Source organism: Stieleria neptunia (assembly GCF_007754155.1).
Lineage (GTDB): Bacteria > Planctomycetota > Planctomycetia > Pirellulales > Pirellulaceae > Stieleria > Stieleria neptunia.
This window is the reverse complement of the sequence record NZ_CP037423.1, coordinates 6,036,123-6,054,450: the sequence shown is the minus strand read 5'-3', so window position 1 is coordinate 6,054,450 and position 18,328 is coordinate 6,036,123. Positions and strand designations below refer to the sequence as shown.

13 protein-coding genes and 2 tRNA genes are annotated in these 18,328 nt (G+C 58.4%); 9 read left to right on the top strand and 6 right to left on the bottom strand.

Annotated features, from left to right (window positions below):
* Nucleotides 1–87: 87 nt before the first annotated feature.
* Nucleotides 88–1,563, bottom strand: a complete 1,476-nt coding sequence (locus Enr13x_RS21160) for a GntP family permease (RefSeq protein ID WP_145388896.1) — start codon at nt 1,561–1,563, stop codon at nt 88–90.
* 250 nt (nt 1,564–1,813) lie between these two features.
* Here Enr13x_RS21160 and Enr13x_RS21155 point away from each other — a divergent pair, with 250 nt between their 5' ends.
* The 3 genes from Enr13x_RS21155 to sdhB all read left to right on the top strand — a co-directional run bounded on the left by Enr13x_RS21155 (nt 1,814) and on the right by sdhB (nt 5,756).
* Complete coding sequence (locus tag Enr13x_RS21155) at nt 1,814–2,710, top strand: succinate dehydrogenase cytochrome b558 subunit (RefSeq protein WP_145388895.1); 897 nt, start codon at nt 1,814–1,816, stop codon at nt 2,708–2,710.
* A 105-nt stretch (nt 2,711–2,815) separates the two neighbouring features.
* Nucleotides 2,816–4,798: a succinate dehydrogenase flavoprotein subunit gene (gene sdhA, locus Enr13x_RS21150; RefSeq protein WP_145388894.1), complete on the top strand. Its 1,983-nt coding sequence runs from the start codon at nt 2,816–2,818 to the stop codon at nt 4,796–4,798.
* Between the two features lie 106 nt (nt 4,799–4,904).
* Nucleotides 4,905–5,756: a succinate dehydrogenase iron-sulfur subunit gene (sdhB, locus tag Enr13x_RS21145; RefSeq protein ID WP_145388893.1), complete on the top strand. Its 852-nt coding sequence runs from the start codon at nt 4,905–4,907 to the stop codon at nt 5,754–5,756.
* Between the two features lie 313 nt (nt 5,757–6,069).
* Here the strand turns inward: sdhB and Enr13x_RS21140 are convergent, their stop codons facing one another.
* From Enr13x_RS21140 to Enr13x_RS21130, 3 genes are all read right to left on the bottom strand, one after another.
* Nucleotides 6,070–7,422 (bottom strand): DUF58 domain-containing protein, encoded by a 1,353-nt coding sequence (locus tag Enr13x_RS21140; protein WP_145388892.1) that lies wholly within the window; start codon nt 7,420–7,422, stop codon nt 6,070–6,072.
* Between the two features lie 335 nt (nt 7,423–7,757).
* Nucleotides 7,758–8,726: an ABC transporter permease subunit gene (locus Enr13x_RS21135; protein ID WP_231743676.1), complete on the bottom strand. Its 969-nt coding sequence runs from the start codon at nt 8,724–8,726 to the stop codon at nt 7,758–7,760.
* Entirely contained in the window at nt 8,723–9,706 is a 984-nt protein-coding gene (locus Enr13x_RS21130) for an ABC transporter ATP-binding protein (protein WP_231744434.1), read from the bottom strand. The genes Enr13x_RS21135 and Enr13x_RS21130 overlap by 4 nt, the downstream gene beginning before the upstream one ends.
* Nucleotides 9,707–9,998: 292 nt before the next feature.
* Between Enr13x_RS21130 and argJ the strand changes: the two genes are divergently transcribed.
* Nucleotides 9,999–11,189: a bifunctional glutamate N-acetyltransferase/amino-acid acetyltransferase ArgJ gene (argJ, locus tag Enr13x_RS21125; RefSeq protein WP_145388891.1), complete on the top strand. Its 1,191-nt coding sequence runs from the start codon at nt 9,999–10,001 to the stop codon at nt 11,187–11,189.
* Nucleotides 11,190–11,346: 157 nt separating this feature from the next.
* On the opposite strand, the gene Enr13x_RS21120 is transcribed toward argJ, so the two are convergent.
* Nucleotides 11,347–11,419 (bottom strand) — tRNA-Thr (locus Enr13x_RS21120).
* A 719-nt stretch (nt 11,420–12,138) separates the two neighbouring features.
* On the opposite strand from Enr13x_RS21120, the gene Enr13x_RS21115 reads away from it, so the two are divergent.
* The 4 genes from Enr13x_RS21115 (at nt 12,139) to Enr13x_RS21100 (ending at nt 15,629) form a co-directional block, all read left to right on the top strand.
* Nucleotides 12,139–13,470 (top strand): tetratricopeptide repeat protein, encoded by a 1,332-nt coding sequence (locus Enr13x_RS21115; RefSeq protein WP_145388890.1) that lies wholly within the window; start codon nt 12,139–12,141, stop codon nt 13,468–13,470.
* 317 nt (nt 13,471–13,787) lie between these two features.
* Entirely contained in the window at nt 13,788–14,900 is a 1,113-nt protein-coding gene (gene tgt / locus Enr13x_RS21110; protein WP_145388889.1) for a tRNA guanosine(34) transglycosylase Tgt, read from the top strand.
* Nucleotides 14,897–15,199 (top strand): P-II family nitrogen regulator, encoded by a 303-nt coding sequence (locus tag Enr13x_RS21105; RefSeq protein ID WP_145388888.1) that lies wholly within the window; start codon nt 14,897–14,899, stop codon nt 15,197–15,199. Before tgt ends, Enr13x_RS21105 begins: the two co-directional genes overlap by 4 nt.
* Before the next feature lie 356 nt (nt 15,200–15,555).
* Nucleotides 15,556–15,629 (top strand) — tRNA-Met (locus Enr13x_RS21100).
* A gap of 481 nt (nt 15,630–16,110) precedes the next feature.
* Here the strand turns inward: Enr13x_RS21100 and Enr13x_RS38155 are convergent.
* Nucleotides 16,111–16,542 carry a hypothetical protein gene (locus tag Enr13x_RS38155; RefSeq protein WP_197455264.1) on the bottom strand — a complete coding sequence of 144 codons (432 nt, stop codon included), beginning with the start codon at nt 16,540–16,542 and terminating at the stop codon, nt 16,111–16,113.
* 165 nt (nt 16,543–16,707) lie between these two features.
* Here Enr13x_RS38155 and Enr13x_RS21090 point away from each other — a divergent pair, with 165 nt between their 5' ends.
* On the top strand, nt 16,708–18,240 hold the full coding sequence (locus Enr13x_RS21090) for a carboxylesterase/lipase family protein (protein ID WP_145388887.1): 1,533 nt from the start codon (nt 16,708–16,710) through the stop codon (nt 18,238–18,240).
* The last annotated feature ends 88 nt before the right edge of the window (nt 18,241–18,328 follow it).

The following is an 18,328-nucleotide window of genomic DNA, read 5'->3' as shown; positions in this document are numbered from 1 at the left end:
CTTACAAACACCCCTGAACGACCGGAAGGCTCGCGCCCTGCCGCCAACAAAGAGCGCCGCGCTGAACGCCCACCGCGAGCCATCGCCTCACCCCACCCCGGGGAACAACCACGCCATCAGCAGGCTGGCGGCCAACGCCGACAACCCCGTCGCAATGCTCATCGGCGAAACCACTTTCAACCCCTCGGCTTCGGTCATCCCGCTCATCCGCGTGATCACCCAAAACGCGCTGTCGGTCATCCACGACACCGGTTTGCTGCCCGCCCCGATCGCCATCGCCAGATAGACCGGGTGGAACGGCAGGTCCTCCGAAAACGCAAAGCCTTGCAACACACCCGCCGAGGTGATCATGGCAACGGTGGCGGATCCTTGCAGCGTTCGAATCGCCGTGGTCACGCAAAACGCCAGCGGCAACAACATCAGTCCAGCGTTGGCGTCGACCAGCGATCCGACCGCCGTTGCGATGCCCGCTTGTCGCAGCATCGCTCCGAACGCGCCGCCGGCGGCGGTGATCAAAATGATGTTCCCCGCCGACGCCAAGGAGCGGCTGACCAGCGTCTTGCGTTGGTCCGAATCGATGTACCGGATCAGGGTCATGCCAAACGCCAGGCCGATCGCGATCGCGATGTTCTTGTCGCCGACCAGTTTCAACACGTCCGTCAAGCCGCTCGGCTCGACCGCGCCCGACTTCAGCAGGTACGCCAACACACTGCCGATCGTGATCAGGATGACGGGCACCACGATCGGAAGCAGCGACTCGAGGAAGCCCGGTGAACGCCCGCGATCGAGCTGCTCCGGCGAGTCCTCTGATTGCTCTGTTGCTGTTTCCGAATCGTCGGTCTCGTGTTCCGGCAACGACTCCCCCGCGATCTCGCGCAGCGGAACATCGACGAAGTGATTGATCAGCCGCGCCGACGCCAGGGACAGCACGCTACTCAGGCTGCCGACGGCCAGCCCGACTCCCAGCATCACGCCGACGTCGACGTTCAGGATCTCGGCGACCTGAAGCGGCCCGGGAGTGGGAGGGACCAACGAGTGCGCGATCGAACCGCCGGCCAGGATGGCCAAGATGAACAGCACGTAATCGCGACCGACCACGCGGCGCAAGGATCGCGCCAAGGGGATCATCAAGTAGAAAACCGTGTCAAAGAAAACGGGGATTCCGATGATGAAGGAACTCACCGCCAACGCTTCGGGCGAACGTTTCGGGCCGACCCACTTCAGCATCCGTGCGACGATGGTCCGGGCCGCCCCTGATTCCGACAAACATCCGCCGATCACGCTGGCCAGCGCAATTAAAATCCCAATTTTTCCGGCCGTCGAACCGAACGCCGACGTCACACGCGCTGCCGCACTGCTGTGCGTAAATGACACAGCCGCTTCCGGCGTCCAGGCCTTCGCGGCCACCTCCGCATCGGCGTACTGTTGAAGCGATTCCGGTGCGGTCAAACCCGCAACCAGCAATCCGGCCAACAATAAGGTGAGAAACGCGTGCAGCCGGAACACGAGAATGCTGACCAAGACCACGACGACAGCAAGGGCAACGATCAACCAGATGCTCATCAACAACTTCTTGGTGTGCGGATTCTAAGTGTGCGGATTGCGCGTCGGACACAAACTTCTTGAATTTGTCTGCGTCAATCCGTCGATCTAGGCGAGTGGACGAATGCAGCCTACAGTATGCCGTGAAGAACCTTAACAAAATTCGCAGGGCCGCGCGGCCGATGGCAGTCTGCGGTATCTTACCGTGGCGTTCGCACCAAGCGTCCCCTTCGATTTCCTCTTCCTCCCAACGCACCGGTCAAGAAGTCACGTGTCCGACTCCAACTCCGATTCAAACAGCGAGCTGTCGTTTTTCACCAAGCATGAATTTGCGATCCGCCGACTTCACTCGTTGACGGGAATCGTGCCGCTGGGTCTTTACATGTGCGTTCACCTGACGACGAACGCAAGCCTGCTGGGCAGCGTCGAAATCTTTCAGCGCGCCGTTTTCTTGATCCACAGCCCGGGGCCGCTGTTGCCGCTGATCGAATGGGGCGGAATTTTTCTCCCGTTGCTGTTCCACGCCGGTCTGGGGATTTGGATCGCCAAGACGGGGCGCAGCAACAGCAGCCAGTACCAATTCACTAGCAACAAACGGTACTCCTGGCAACGTTGGACCGGATTCATCGCCCTGGTGTACCTGTTTCTGCACGTCATGCACCTGCACGGCGGGATTCACGCCGAAGGTTGGATGAACGCGATTTACAAAGTGGGCTTCGGTCGATTCAGCCCTTACAACGCGGGCAGCTCGTTGGTCGACGCGATGAATCTCGGTTACGGAATCATCTGGCCGGCGATCTACCTGGTCGGTGTCCTGGCCTGCGTCTACCACTTTGTCAACGGACTTTGGACCGCCGGGATCACCTGGGGCCTTTGGATTTCCCCCAAAGCCCAGGCACGGGCGACCAAGGTGTGTGTGGCGCTGGGCTTGGTTTTGACGGTTATCTCCTTGGCTGCCTGGGCCGGAGCCGTTTTCCCAGGAAAAGAAGACGTCGCGGAGATGCGTGCGATCGAAGACCGCATGTATGACGCAGGTGTCGTGGCCGGTACCGTTCCTGAAAACGAACACAAACGTGACCTGCGCGGCCGTGCAGCGGCGGCAGAAGAGTCCGGGGACGCGGCGGACGGCGAGCAAGCTTCTGCGGGAACGGCCGAGCCGGCGTCCTGACACCGATCGGCCTGGCTCGTCGACGGAACTCCCCGGTCACGCCACTTTCCGTTCACGCAATTCCATTCGAACTCAACACACTCAACTCTTTCATCCTCAGTCACTATGTCAAATCAACGTGTGGTCGTCGTCGGTGGTGGTCTTGCTGGTCTCGCCTCGGCGATGAAATTGGCGGAACTGGGCGTCGCTGTCGACCTGATCAGTCTGACACCCGTCAAACGGTCTCACAGCGTCTGTGCCCAAGGCGGCATCAACAGCTGCAACGACCAGACTCGCCAGCTGGGCGACAACGAATGGAAACACTTCGACGACACGGTCTACGGGGGTGACTTTCTCAACCACCAGCCGCCCGTCAAAGAAATGGCTTACTGGGCCCCCAAGGTCATCGAACTGATGGACCGCTTGGGAGTGCCGTTCAACCGGACCGGCGAAGGTTTCTTGGACCGTCGTCGCTTCGGCGGCACGCTCTACAAACGAACCGCCTTTGCCGGTGCGACCACGGGACAGCAGTTGCTGTACGCCTTGGACGAACAAGTCCGGCGCCGTGAATCCGAAGGCCTGATCCGCAAATTCGAGTTCTGGGACTTCCTGGGGCCGATCCAAGACGAAACGGGACGTTGCCGCGGTGTCGTCGCCCAAGACATGGTCTCGATGGAAATCCGAGCCTTCCCCGCCGACGCCGCGGTCGTCGCCACCGGCGGTTGTGGTCTGGTGTACGGCCGCAGCACGATGAGTGTCTTCTGTACCGGCAGCGCCGCCAGCCGCTGTTTCCAAGCCGGTGCAAAATATGCCAACGGCGAGTTCATCCAAGTCCACCCGACGGCCATCCCCGGCAGCGACAAGCTGCGTTTGATGAGCGAGTCGGCGCGGGGCGAAGGCGGACGTGTCTGGGTGCCACGCAAACCACATGATTCACGCGCACCACGCGACATCCCCGCCACTGACCGCTACTATTTCCTCGAAGAACGGTATCCGGAATACGGCAACCTGGTGCCCCGAGACATCGCCACCCGCGAAATTTTCGACATCTGCGTCAACGACGGACTCAGCGTCGACACCGAACGGATGTGCGTTTACTTGGATTTGACCCATATTCCGAAAGCGGAACTGGACCGAAAGCTGGGCGGGATTCTCGAAATCTACGAGAAATTCCAAGGCGTCGATCCGCGGATCGAACCGATGCGGATCTTCCCCGCAGTCCACTACAGCATGGGCGGTTTGTGGGCCGACTACGTCAAGAGTGCCGACGGAGGCTTGGAAGCCGGCGCGCCGGCCAACCACATGACCAATATCGAAGGGCTCTACGCCATCGGTGAATGTGATTACCACTACCACGGTGCCAACCGATTGGGCGCCAACTCGTTGCTGTCTTGCATCTTTACCGGTTTGTTCACCGGACCGTCGATCGTCAACTACATCGACAACCAATCCGGCGGCCACGCCGACATCGACCCCGCCACCCTTTCCGGTGCCGTCAGCAAACAGCAAGAACGTCACGACTCGCTGTTGACCGGTAACTCCGGCAGCGATGAAAACCCGTACCTGATTCACCAGGAACTCGGCGACATCATGACACGGGCCGCCACCGTGGTCCGCCGCAATGACCAACTGACCGATGCAATCGAGAAAGTGAACGAATTGCACGACCGCGCAATGAAAGTCAACTTGTCCGACACCGGCAGCTGGTCCAACCAGAACGTGATCTTTGCCAAATCGCTGCAAGACATGTTCCCGATCGCCAAATCAATTCTCGGCGGTGCGCTGCGGCGCGACGAGTGCCGAGGAGCCCACTTCAAACCGGACTTCCAAAAAACGTCGTTGACCGCGGAAGACCCGGCCGCACGGCGCAAACAGGCCGAAGAGTGGTGCGACGCGTTCGAAAAGAACAACGACAAATACCTGAAAAGCACCATCGCCGATTACGACAACGCCTCGATGCAACCGCAGTTCAGCTACGAAGACGTCGACACGTCGTTGCAACCGCCACGCCCAAGACTGTATGGGCTTGTCGGTGCCGATATCATTGAAGAGGTCTGGAAAGAGCGGGCCGAGGCCAAGAAGAAGCAGCCCGAAATGGCCTCCTCCTGAGAAATCGTCGCTCGTTTCTCCCGGAACGAGTTCCCGGTCAGACGACCGAGATCAAAACACTTCATCCAACGAACATTCAACTTTCGACAATTTCATAGGTCAACGCATGATTGCCCTGGATCCCGCCGCGAATCGCCCCCAGTTCATCAACGTCCGCGTCAAGCGACAAGATGGTCCTGGCCAAGAGCCGTATTGGCAGTTGTTCAAGATCGACTACGAGCCGGAATTGAATGTCATCACAGTTCTTCAGCGAATCGCCGCGCTCAGCAAGACGTCAGACGGCAAGAAGGTGACACCAGTCGTCTGGGATTGTGGCTGTCTGGAAGAGGTCTGTGGCGCCTGCACCATGCAGATCAACGGACGCGTCCGCCAAAGCTGTAGCGCGCTGGTCGATACACTGCTTAAGGACAATGCCGATGAACTCGTCTTGGAACCGATGAGTAAGTTCCCCGTGCTGCGCGACTTGATGGTCGACCGCAGGCGGTTGTTCAAAGCGCTGGAAAAGGTCAAGGCGTGGGTCCCGGTCGACAGCTACTACAACATGGGACCCGGCGAACGACAGTTGCGCGCGGCCCAAGAACAAAATTACCCGCTCAGCCAGTGCATGAGCTGTGGTTGCTGTGTCGATGCCTGCCCGCAGTACAACAAGATTGAGCTGGAGCGGAAGAAGGACGAGACGGATGAAGAGTTTGCCAAACGTGAACAGGAAGCCTGGGACAAAGGTTTCGTCGGTCCCCACGCGATCTCTCAAGCGATGTTGTTCAACAATCACCCGACCGGCAAATCGATCGCGGGCGAACGATTGGATGCACTGACCGCCCCCGGCGGAATCCAAGCCTGCGGCAATGCTCAGAACTGCGTCGCCGTTTGTCCCAAAGAGATCCCGCTGACCACCTCCATCGCCCGCGCCGGACGAGCCACCACGATCCACACCATCAAAAAGTGGTTCGAGAAGTAGTGGTAGTGGTACCGGTGAAAAAGGTTCCCCCACCGCTTTTCATCCCGGAGGACGTCAGTTCTTTTGCTGCATGATTTGGTAACCGATTTAGATTCTCTCCCTCTGGGGGTTCTTCCGCGAATTTAGTGGCTGCTCTCGGATACTCGGGGCGTCAGACCGGGTCCGAGGGCTAGGCGCGTTTCGCTTCGACACCCTCCGGGGTCGCGCCACGCGGGTGGCTGAATGTCCGGAGGTGTCGCTTCGCTCACCTCCGGCTACTTGCTTTAACCCCTATCGGGGTAACGCAAAACACCTACCGCTAAACGCCCCCCACTCATGCCGTCCGCAAATTCACTTCACGGCACAGGCTGCGGATCGCTTGTTCATCGGCCAAATGAAACGTCGGAATACTGGCGGCGATCAAGGGGCCGGCGACCGCGCTGTAGTCGTTGATGTCCAACGTGTTGATGATTGCCGCAACCGCTTTCCCGCGGCGGGCGAATCCGATCAGGGTCGATAGTGCGTCCGGAGTCGCCTGCTGCAAGATCGCAATCAGCGTTGTCTCGTTGCTGATCCGTGATTCCGTTTCATTGAGCAGTTCGGCAAGCGTCATCCCATCGCTGCGTTCCAGACGCGCCAGCGTCGTTCGCAACTGTTGTAAGTGGACTGCACCACGCGATGCGTCCAAGACGACCGGCCGCAGCCGATCATTGTTGTCCAGCATCGTTGCGGATTGTTTGGCTTGATCACGAACGCGGTGGTCGCCGATCCAACCGTCGGTGCGGATGCGGTCCGCGGCGTCGCGCCCGTTGCTGACAAACCCGAACGGTTGCGATTGATCGTGCAGGGAACTGGCGATTGAAAATGCGGCGGTGATGGCCAGGTCGGTTCGGATCGGCTCGTGATGTGTCGGATTGGTCTCGGTGTGCATGTCCAGCACCAACGTGGCTCCCGCGATCGACGTCGGCTCGTAGACCTTGCTGTGCAAGACGCCGGTGCGTGCGGTGGCCGACCAGTGCACCCGCCGCATCGGGTCGCCGGGTTCCCAACGACGAATGCCTCGCAAACGCGTGGGGTCTTCCATCACGTTGTCGCGCATGCGGATTTCCCCCATCGGCCGACGCGAAGCGATTTCATAATCGTCCAGTTCGACCGTTTTGGGCAGCACCGTCAAATACTGGGGGTGAGTTCCCAGCCGATAACGGCGATACAAACCCATCAGGTCTCCGGTTTCCAGCACCGTGGGGCCGATCTGAAAATAACCGCGACGATTGCACCGGATCGTGTAGTCCAGATGGCGTGTTTGTCCGGGCCACATCAACAGCACCTTGACCCGGTCGCCCTGAACGTCCAGCGTCGGTGGCGTGTGAATCGTTGCCCAGCGAGGAATCAAGTCTTCGACCAGCAACCAAAACACCGGGATCTTGCTGGTGTTGGTCACCGAAACCTTGACGCTCAGGGATTCTCCGATCTTGAGTTCTTCGTCACCGCCTTCGCGGGTGGCGATCGAGCATCGGGTCCACGTCATCGCCAAGAATCGATTGATCAAAATCACAGCCGCCGCGACGATCGCGGCAAGCACCCACAAGGAACCTCCGAACGCAAGCCCCAGCAGCAACACCGCCGCGACGGCAGCGATCAGCGACAAACCGGCCCCCGGCCCCGACGATGCATGTGGATCTCCCATCGCATCAGTGTAACTCGGATGAAACGTCGCGGGTTCCAGCGAAAAGCGACGCGACCGACGCAAAACGATGTCGGAGTGACAGAATGATTTGAAGTGCCAGAATCATACGGGGCAGAATGATATTCCGACCGCTCTGACCCCGAAACCAGAATCATCCTTCCATCCCATCATCCCATCATCCCATCATTCTGCCACCCCATCATTCTGCCACCCCATCATTCTGCCATCGTTTTGCCCCCATCGTCTTGCCCCCATCTGTCCGAGACGGTGTCTACAGACAGCAGCGATGCCACATTACGACTTACTAACCGCTCGATGCTAACAGCTACGGATCCCTACAGCGGCGCCGGCAAGTCGCGTTTGATGAATTGTCGCGCGGCGAGCAGATAGCTGACGCCACCGAGCACGATCAAAATCATCGGGTACATCAGTGGAGGAAGCATCGAATCGGGCATCGGCGTGGTCCAATCCCACGGCGCCCACAGGCCGTCTTCGGCGACCAAGGCGGCCAATTTCTGGGGGCGGTAACAGTTAAAAAACGACATGCCTTGCAACCAGTCCAGCGACTCGGCCGCCTTGCCCAAGCCGAACATCACCAACTGCACGACATAGATCGCCATCACCATGCCGATCGTCCGCCATCGGTATCGGTCGATGCTGCTGAAAAAGCTTGACAGCCCCAGCAGGAAAAAACCGAATGCGAATAGGCTGAACGTCGGTGCCGCAAACGCTCGCGAGTCGACACGCTCGGATAACGGAAACGATTCGACGACCGGTTCGCTGATCTGCAGCGGAATTGTCCATCCGAACAGCGGCACATCGACGCTCGGCGGCGGAACGGTTTCGTCCACCGTCGTCACCGACACCCCGACAAACATCCCCAACCACACCAGCCCGCACAACAACACCAGCCCGCCGACCGCAACGGCCGCGTGGGACCAGATCAATTGCGCGCGACTGATCGGTTGCGCCAGGATCATTTCCATCGTACCGCGGCCGAGTTCCCCACTGACAACATCGCTGCCCCGCGAAAGGCACCAGATCACCGTGCACAGAATGATGATCGGTTCGTCAAACGTCAGCCCGACGCGACCCTGGTAGGTGAACAGCGAATCAAAACTGATCGGCGAGAGTTTTTCAAAACCCCGCAACTGTTCAAGGATGTTTTGAAACTGGCCCATGTCCAACAGGCTGACGACCCAGACACGAACCCAGGCGAACGCGAACAACGCCAGCCCCAGTGAGACGAACAGCAACGATGCCTGTTTGATGTAACTGCGTAAAAGAATTCGGTTGATCATCATTCCACCCCATCGCCGATACTGTCGTCGACGTTGCCGTCGGGCGGCACTTCATGGTCACGGGGATCTTCCAGGGTGTCGTGATGCACCGAGTCATAGACCGAACGCAGGCCCAGCGGCTCGATCCGCATCCGTTGCAGCCCCAGCGAACTGATCCAGGGCAGCATCGGGGCCAGGTCGCCGGCGGTGTCGATGCGGACCGACACCGCGCCGTCACTGGCGATCGAGTCGACTTCGGTGATGCTGATGTGATCGCGAAACGGTTCGGGCAGGCTGGCCAGCGTGGCCGGGCGATCCAAGGCCGTGCCTGCTGGTAAATCGGCCCAGATGCGATGCCGCTGGAACAGATCCGCCATCTGCAGCTCCAACACCAAGTGGCCGCCACGTAGAAACGCGACGCGATTGCAGGTGTCTTCGATCTCACTGAGCACATGAGACGAAAAAATCACGGTGCGGCCTTCACGATGGGCCTGAGAAACCAGCTCCAAGACCGTCCCACGAACCGTCGGGTCCAAGTTGGCGGTCGGTTCATCAAGGATCAACAGTGGCGTCGCCGGAGCCAGGACGACGGCGAGCGCCAATTTTTGACGCATGCCGGTCGACATCATTGAAACGTGACGTCGCGTGTCCAGCTCCAACGCCTCCGCGATCGCCCGGCTGCGCGACAGATCGCCGCGGGGGTGAATGTCCGCGAAAAACTTCAGCACGCCGTCTCCCCGCATGTGCCGGGGCAATCGGGCATCGCCGGGCAGATAGGAGACCTTTTGTCGCACAGCGACCGGATCGATTTGGGGGTCCGATCCGCAGACACTCGCGCTCCCGCCGCTGCGGTTCAAATAGCCCAGTAGGGATCGGATCAGAGTCGTTTTGCCCGCGCCGTTGGGGCCCAGCAGCCCAAAAATGTCGCCCTGGTGCACTTCCAGATTGCAATCGACCAAGGCCCGAAACCCGCCGTAGTGCTTGGACAATCTGTCACACACCACGACCGGCGGACGGTTGCCGGTCTGGCTAGCAGCGGCCGAGCGATGTGGATTCGCAGGCGGAGTCAGTATTTGGCCCGGCAGGTCGATCAATTCGGTCAAGGGAGGCTCGTGTTTCAAGAACAGCTCGGAACCTAATGGTGGAAATTCTGTCGGTCTATTGTGAGAGTCGGTCAAACCTTAGAATCTAACTCTTGGTCTGAGACTGTCATTCTCGATCGAGCGAGCAGCTTCCGCTACCGCACTGCAGGCTTTCTTTTCATTCCTCCCGCCCCTCCATTCGGCAAACTTGTCCATGACTTCATCTGAACTTCCCGCCGGATTCCAGTTTGCCGGCGTCGCCTGTGGCATCAAACCCAGCGGAAAACCAGACCTGTCGCTGATCGTTGGAGACAACCGTTTGGTCGCTTCCGGCGTTTACACACAAAATCAAGTGGTCGCCGCGCCCGTCGAAATCTGCCGCAGTTTGACGCCCTCCAAACGGATCCGCGCCGTCGTCACCAACAGCGGCAACGCAAACGCCTGCACCGGCCGGCAAGGTGAATTGGATGCGGCGGAGATGTGCCGGAGTGTCGCCGACGCCATTTCTGCGTCCGAAGCGGAGGTGCTGGTGATGAGCACCGGGATCATCGGAAAGAAGATGCCGATGGACCGCGTCAACGCCGGCATCAAAAACTCCGTCGCAAAACTCGGACGCGATATCGACGACTTCACCGCCGCGGCGGACGCCATTTTGACAACCGACAAGGAACGCAAAGCCGAGTGCCGCGAAGTCAAACTCGGCGACCAGACGATTCGGATTGCCGCGATGGCCAAGGGAGCCGGCATGATCTCGCCCAATCTGGCCACCATGCTTGCCGTCGTGATGACCGACGCCCAACTGGACCCCCAGCAATCTCAACGGATCCTGCGCGAAGTCGCGTCGAAAAGTTTCAACTGCGTCAGCGTCGATGGCCACACCAGCACCAACGACACGCTGCTGTTGCTTTCCAGCGGCGCCAGCGGCATCCGCATCGACGACTCGAACGAAAAAGCATTCATCCGCGCGCTGACCGATCTTTCCTGTCGCCTGGCGCGGGAATTGGTCGCCGACGGGGAAGGCGCAACGCACGTCATGAAGATCCGCGTCGTCGGTGCCGATGACGATGCCAGCGCCGCCACGATCGCGCGAACCATCGGTGCCAGCCCGCTGGTGAAAACCGCGATCTCGGGAGGCGATCCGAATTGGGGACGTATCGTCTCCGCCGCCGGCTATGCCGACGCCAAAATCAATCCCCAGCAAACGTCACTCAAGCTTGCCGGGACGGAAATCTACCACAACGGCGTCCCAACCGACTTTGATGCCGCCGCAGTCAGCAAAGCGATCAAGGCCACCAAAGAAGTCGACTTGGACCTGTTCGTCGGAAATGGCCCGGGAACCGCCATCCACTGGGCCAGCGATCTGACCGTCGAATACGTCCGCTTCAACAGCGAGTACACGACCTAGTGCTTCGTCAACTTTTATTCTTAGGGTACCGCGGAAAAGGGGTCAGGTACCAAAAATGCGAAGCACCCTGCGGGCCATTTGGTTTTTGGTACCTGACCCCTTTTCCGCTCGACAAACGCAGGCTCGAAAATTGAAAGCTGACAAAGCACTAAAGAAGAGCCGACGAGGAGATTCGAACCCCTGACCTATTCATTACGAATGAATTGCTCTACCAGCTGAGCTACGTCGGCGTGTTTGGATCGACGAAGTCGCCATCGCGGTGGCATCTCCGTCGCAAGCGTGCAAATTACAAAACCAAAGCCTGGTCGACCAGGGCCCATCGGGCCGCTGGAAAAATTCTCCCCAGAACCCTCGGCACAACTAACTTCTTCGGCCGCGCGATCGCCAACCTGTAACGAAATTCCCACGGAGTGGATCTTGTTGGGAGGCCGATTCTATTGCTGTAGCTTTTGGCAACCGATTTAGTCTCTCTGCCCCTGGGAGAGACGGCGTTTGCGCAGCAAGCAAACGCCAGAGAGGGCCGGTGCTGCAAAAGCCTTAGCGTTTTCCGCTTCGATCAAATCCGTCACTGACACAATCGACGTCCCGAGTCACACGGCCCCGTTTCACCGAATTCAAGCCGGACCAGTCCCCCCCGGAAATTCTTCTCGAAACTGCGAATTCCAAAAGAAATCCAAGCGAATTCCACCAATTTTTTTCGTTATTTTTCCGGGCAATGGTTAAAAAGCGTCGTTCTAGCGAGCTTTTTCACGAGCGATCGGCGTGCCACGACTCGACAAAAAATATTTTTTTCGCTAAAAATTTTAATCCTGGGCGAGCTCCCGTCGCCGCCCAGGCCCAAAAGTCGGCCAGACCGCTCGCACGCGAGGCTGTTGCGACATGAAACGTTTCTGGACCGGCGGACCAACACAACAATCGCTCGCTGCCGCGAGCAGGAGAACTGAACTCGATGAATGAAGTCGAACTGGACGTCGTCGACTTGAAAGAACTCATTCTGTCGAACAATTCGTTCGGACCGAATGATGTCGCCGAGATTCGGCAGATGATCGCGGAAAACTACGGCCATTTCGCCGAGCTTCGAGACGCGGTCAATGAAATGGAAGATGATCCGGCGCTGACGCCGGCTGGCAAGACAAAGATGGGGGTCTGCCAGTTCTTGCTGGGCCATTTCGCCGAATCTCTCCAGACCCTGCGCGCCGCCGACGGCAGTGCGACCGCGCTGTTCTACTGCGCCCGGTCACTGTTCGAATTGAAGGATTTCGACACCGCGATCGAGACCTACGAACAAGCTCAGCGGGCCGGCTACAACGAAGACCAGTGCAAAATCTTCATCGCCGAATCGCATCGTTACAGCGGTCGCATCGAAAAAGCGATGTTGTTGCTCGACGATATCTTCGGCCCCGCCGAACAAACCGCCGAATACATGTACCAACGTGCCGCCACCGTTGCCGGTGTCGGTGGACGTCGCGATGAAGCGATCACGTTGTACCAGCGGGCCGTCCAAACCGACGAAAACCACGCCGGAGCCCTATTTGGGCTGGCCTGGGAAAATGACCGCATGGGCAATGACGAAGAAGCACTTCGCTTGTACGAGCGGGCGGCCAAGGCGTTCCCGACCGGTGTCGGTGCCCTGATCAACCTCGGACTGATCTACGAAGATCGCAACGAGTTCGACAAGGCCCAGATGTGCTACAAGCGAATCTTGGACGCACACCCCGATGACGAACGCACCCGGTTGTACATGAAAGACGCGTCGGCCAACGGCAATATGCTGTACGACGAAGAAATGCAGCGTCGCAACGACCGCTTGGCCCAAACGCTAAACATGCCGGTCGCCAATTTCGAACTGAGCGTGCGAAGCCGCAACTGCCTGTCCAAGATGGGCATCGAAACGATCGGCGACTTGACCCGCACCAGCGAGTCCGAATTGCTGTCCAGTAAAAATTTCGGCGAAACCAGCCTGATCGAAATCCGCGAGATGTTGGTCAGCAAGGGACTTAAACTCGGACAATTTGCTCACGAGAAAAAGGCTCCCGAGCCGCCGGTCGATACCAGCCACTTGTCGCCCGACGAGCAAGCCATGCTGGAGCGACCGATCTCCGATCTGAATCTGTCGGTTCGAGCCCGCAAGTGCATGGCTCGTTTGCAACTCAACTCGATCGGCGAACTGCTGCGTAAAACCGGTGATGAGCTGCTCGAGTGCAAGAACTTCGGCGTCACCAGCCTGACCGAAGTCCGCGAGAAACTGACCGACCTGGGACTGAAACTGCGCGGCGATTGATTCGCCTCCACCTCGTTCCCAGGCTCCTGCCTGGGAACGCACGGAAAAGTGGGATAGGCTTCCAGCCTGTCGATGCGGAAATGACAGGCTGGAAGCCTATCCCACTCCAAGAGATCCGCCTCGTTCCCAGGCTCCCGCCTGGGAACGCACCGCCCGGAGGCTCCGCCTCACGAGCCGGCCGGTTTACTTAAGCCCCCATGCGTCAGCAAGGGCGCGCGGGCCCCTCGCTAGCGCGTCAGGCTGACGTTTCTCTTTTCGATCCGACCTTTCAAATTTGAAATCTCGGGTCTGGAATTCTTGACCGAGTCCGCTTGCGCATGACCTTCCGCTTCCAGCTCCACCACACCGACACGGCCACCGGTGCACGACGTGGGACGTTCACCACGCCCCACGGACCGGTTGAAACGCCGGGGTTCATGCCGGTCGGAACACAGGGGACGGTCAAGGGGCTGACGATCGATCACGTCGCGTCCACCGGGGCGCACATGATTCTGGGCAATACCTATCACCTCGGTCTGCGTCCCGGTCACGAAACCGTTCGCGCCCTCGGTGGGTTGCACGCCATGTCGGGGTGGGAAGGGCCGATCCTGACCGATAGCGGTGGGTTCCAAGTCTTCAGCTTGAAAGGCATCAACAAGATCTCCGAGCATAGCGTCGTCTTTCGCAGCCACATCGACGGGGCGCTGATCGATCTGACGCCCGAACATTCGATCGAAATCCAAGAATCGCTCGGCAGTGACGTCGCCATGGTGCTGGACCACGTCGTCGCATTGCCGGCCGAGCGGGACGATGTCCAGCAGGCGATGGAGCGTTCGATTCGTTGGGCCAAGCGTTGTTTAGAATACGCCAGCCGCGACGACCAGGCGAAATTTGCGATCGTTCAGGGCGGTCTGGATGTCGATCTGCGTGTGCAGTGCGCGCGGGACTTGGCGTCGATGAATTTCGAAGGCTACGCGGTGGGGGGATTGAGCGTCGGCGAGACCCCCGACGAGATGTATCGCATCACCGCGGCGACGACGCCCGAGTTGCCGGCCGACAAACCCCGCTACTTGATGGGCGTGGGCCGACCGATCGACCTGTTGGAAAGCATCGTTCGGGGGATCGATCTGTTCGATTGCGTGATGCCGACACGCAACGGCCGCAACGGGTTCGCCTTTACCGACTCCGGACCGATCAAAATTCGTAACGCGAAACACAAAACCGACACGTCGCCGTTGGATGCATCCTGCGACTGTCTGGCTTGCACGCGGCACAGCCGCGGCTACTTGCGGCATCTTTTCATCGCCGGTGAAATGTTAGGGCCGACGCTGTTGTCGTTGCACAATTTGACGTATTACCAGAAAGTGATGCGGGGTGCGCGGGAAGCGATCCGAGCGGGTACACTCGTGGAGTACATCGCGACGAAAAAAAATCAGTGGGGAATCACGTGAGACAGATCATCGCCGTCGTTCGTCCCCATCTGGCCGAGCGCGTTCTAGAAACACTCAAGCGTGCCCCGTTGGAAGCGCTCACGGTCAGCGAAGTCAAAGGGTACGGTCGCCAGAAAAGTTATCTGGACGAGTATCAAGAGACCGAATTCTCCGAAGCGTTTCTGCCGAAAGTCGAAATCACGATGTGGGTCGATGATTCACGTTACGAGGAGACGTTAGAAAAAGTCGTCACGGCGGCGCGGAGCGGACGGATCGGCGACGGCAAAGTTTTCACGCTGCCCGTCGAAGTCTTTCAGTAAACGCTTTCGCGCGTCTGCCTAGGAAGTCACCCTCCTGGCAGGACGTCGTGCAATATTGGAAGTCACCCTCCTGGCAGGAGGGTCGAGCGAAGCGAGGGGAGGTCGAAACGCAACCCATCCACGTCCGTTCGACATTCACACCAACCGTGAATCATTGCCGCCCCTGATGTGCGACGCGCCGGCGAGCGCCGCGTGGACGATTCATCATCACCGACGCCCTCTCACGTCGTGTCGATTCGCGCTATAAACGTTCGTCGCGCGCGTGAGTTCCGGCGGTAACGATTTCATCTTCAAGAAATTTTCACTTTCGAATCGAAACGGCTAGGCGCGAGCGAAGGGATCGACGATAACTTCGGTGCGGGATGGAGCAGCCCGGTAGCTCGCGAGGCTCATAACCTCGAGGTCGTCGGTTCGAATCCGGCTCCCGCAACTTCTCGGAACGATCAAAGTCGTTTCCGACCCTGAAGTGAACAAGAGGTCGACATGGTTTCCATGTCGGCCTCTTTTCGTTTTTGCCCTGTGTTTCGCGGTGTCTGCCGGTTCGCCAACGTCTGGTTGCGTTCTTCGTTTCTTTGGTCCCGCCATAACCTTGGTTATGGGATTGGGCCTGGTTCTGGGTCTCGGGGCGAGAATTCTGCAATTCTTCGTTTTTCTATCGGTCTGGGTTAACCAACGTCTGACTCGCTCAGACGGTCAGAACGTGAAAAGGGTTTGACGCGGCAAATCGCTGAATTTCCAAGCAATTCACGGTTGAGGGGGTGGCCGCCGGCTTGTTCTGCGGAAGAGAAACAGAGCAGTGCTGGGTAATGAAGTTTTGAGAAGCGGAGAGGTTCGAGTTGATGGCCAGGTCAGTGGGGTTTGCGACAGTTGAATACAGAACGACACGAGGCCTTCCTGTTTCTGTCGCGTGACTAAAAGGAACTTCGCCAATTGACGAGCGAATCGATTTGGAAACGCAGCGTGAACGGTAGAAAGAGCTTGTCGACTCGATCGGCGTATTGCTGAATCACCAAGTCAGCTGCGTTATACGTTGGCTGCGGGGGCAAAATCCCGTGTTTTAACCCGGTAAATCCTGTAACCCCGTCTCCCGTCTCCGTCAGGTAGCAAGACACCGCTACCTTTGCGCCGCTAGAACACAGGTCCAGATGAAGAACTCGCTTGGTCGAACCACCATCGTTCGTTGTATGCCGATCATTCTTTGCACGCTCATCGCTTGCGTCGTTTGGATGCTCGATGGTGAAGTGGTAAGTGCTGATTTCACGCGGTTCCGGGGTGCGGACGCGAGCGGTAAGCTGAACGTCGATGATGGTTTTGCCCACAATGAAGTCATTGAGTGGTATCAACCGAAAGCCTCACCGTACAATTTGAATTGCTCGGCACAAATGATCTCGACGAGCTTTGCATCGGGACGCCAAGCGTGAGCGATGGCAACCTGCTGATCCGAACGTTGACGAAGATTTATTGCATCAGCGAAGAGAATTAACCTTCCTCACAAACCGATTGATTTAATGAAGCATTCCGTCATCTCGGCGTTCACTTTCGTAGCCTTCGCCGCATTTGCATCGGCCGGCCAAGCCCAAGTCGTGCAAACTCAACACGGACCGGTTCACGGGCACGAGTCCGGTGATGCCGACATCCTCTCGTTCAAAGGCATCCCGTACGCCGCGCCGCCGGTCGGGGAGCTGCGATGGAAGCCGCCTCAAGCGGTGCAGCCGTGGACGGCGGTTCGCGACTGCCAAGACTACGGACCGATCTCGCTGCAGCGAAAAAATTGGGAAAAGGGAGGACAGAGCGAGGACTGTCTTTATCTGAACGTTTGGACGAAGAAGAATTTTGAAGATGCCAAACGTCCCGTGATGGTTTGGATTCACGGCGGCGGCTTCACGCAAGGTTCAGGCAACCAAGGAATGATCGGCGGCGACGGTTTGGCCGGCAAGGACGTCGTCTTGGTCTCGATCAACTACCGTCTCGGTGCGCTCGGGTTCATGACGCATCCGGCTTTGTCCGCTGAATCGCCTCATGGTGTCTCCGGCAATTACGCCATTCTGGATCAGATCGCAGCGTTGCAGTGGGTACGCGACAACATTGCGAACTTTGGCGGCGACCCCGACAACGTCACCATCTTCGGGGAATCGGCCGGTGGCACCAGCGTTTATCTTTTGACGGCCACACCGCTCTCCAAGGGTCTGTTCCATCGCGCGATCCTGCAAAGCCCTTGGTTGGATCCGGTGATCTTCCGCGACTTGAACAAGGAAACTGATTTCGGCCCGGCCGCCGAGTTTGACGGTACCGAACAAACCAATCGCTTGTTTGGTGAAAATGAAACGGATGCTTTGGCAAAATTGCGAGAGATGCCAGCGGAAGAACTGATGGAAAAGGTCAAGCAACGTTGGCCGGTCGCGACCGACGGATACGTCTTTCCCCAACGTCCGCCGGAAATCTACGCGGCCGGGAAGCAACACAAGATCCCCACCATCGTGGGAACCAACCGTGACGAGGGAACCATGTTCGCTGGCCGTCAAGGTTTCAAGAACATGCAGGACTACCGGGATGCGTTGGTGGAACGATTCGGGGCGGATGCCGATCGGCTGATTGATTTCTATCTGGAAGACACGAACAAGGATTTGCGAAAGTCCGCGGTGCAGTTGATTACCGACGGTTGGTTCGTTCAGCCGGTTCGTCAGTTTGCCCGCGCCATGGACGATTCTGGATCGGACGTGTGGATGTATCACTTCACCAAACCGGTGTGGGGCTGGATGGGCGCGGCGCATGCCGCCGAGATCGGCTACGTGTTTGGCAAGCTCGAAAATCCATCGCCGGAAGACGCTGAGCTTTCCGGCGCGTTCATGAACTACTGGGTTCAGTTCGCCAAAACGGGAAATCCCAACCTCGAAGGTTCGCACGAGTGGCCAGCCTTCACCACCGACGGGGACCAGCATCAACGGATGGATTCGACGATCGAATCCGGCAGCGGGTTGAGGTGTGAGGCTTGCGATCTGTTGGATGAGATTCGTGGCGTTGAAATGAAAGTAGCTGAATGAACCACAGAGGCACGGAGATGCACAGAGAGGTTTTTGTAGTGTCAATTCTCTGTGTCCCTCCGTGACTCCGTGGTTCAATCCTTCACTT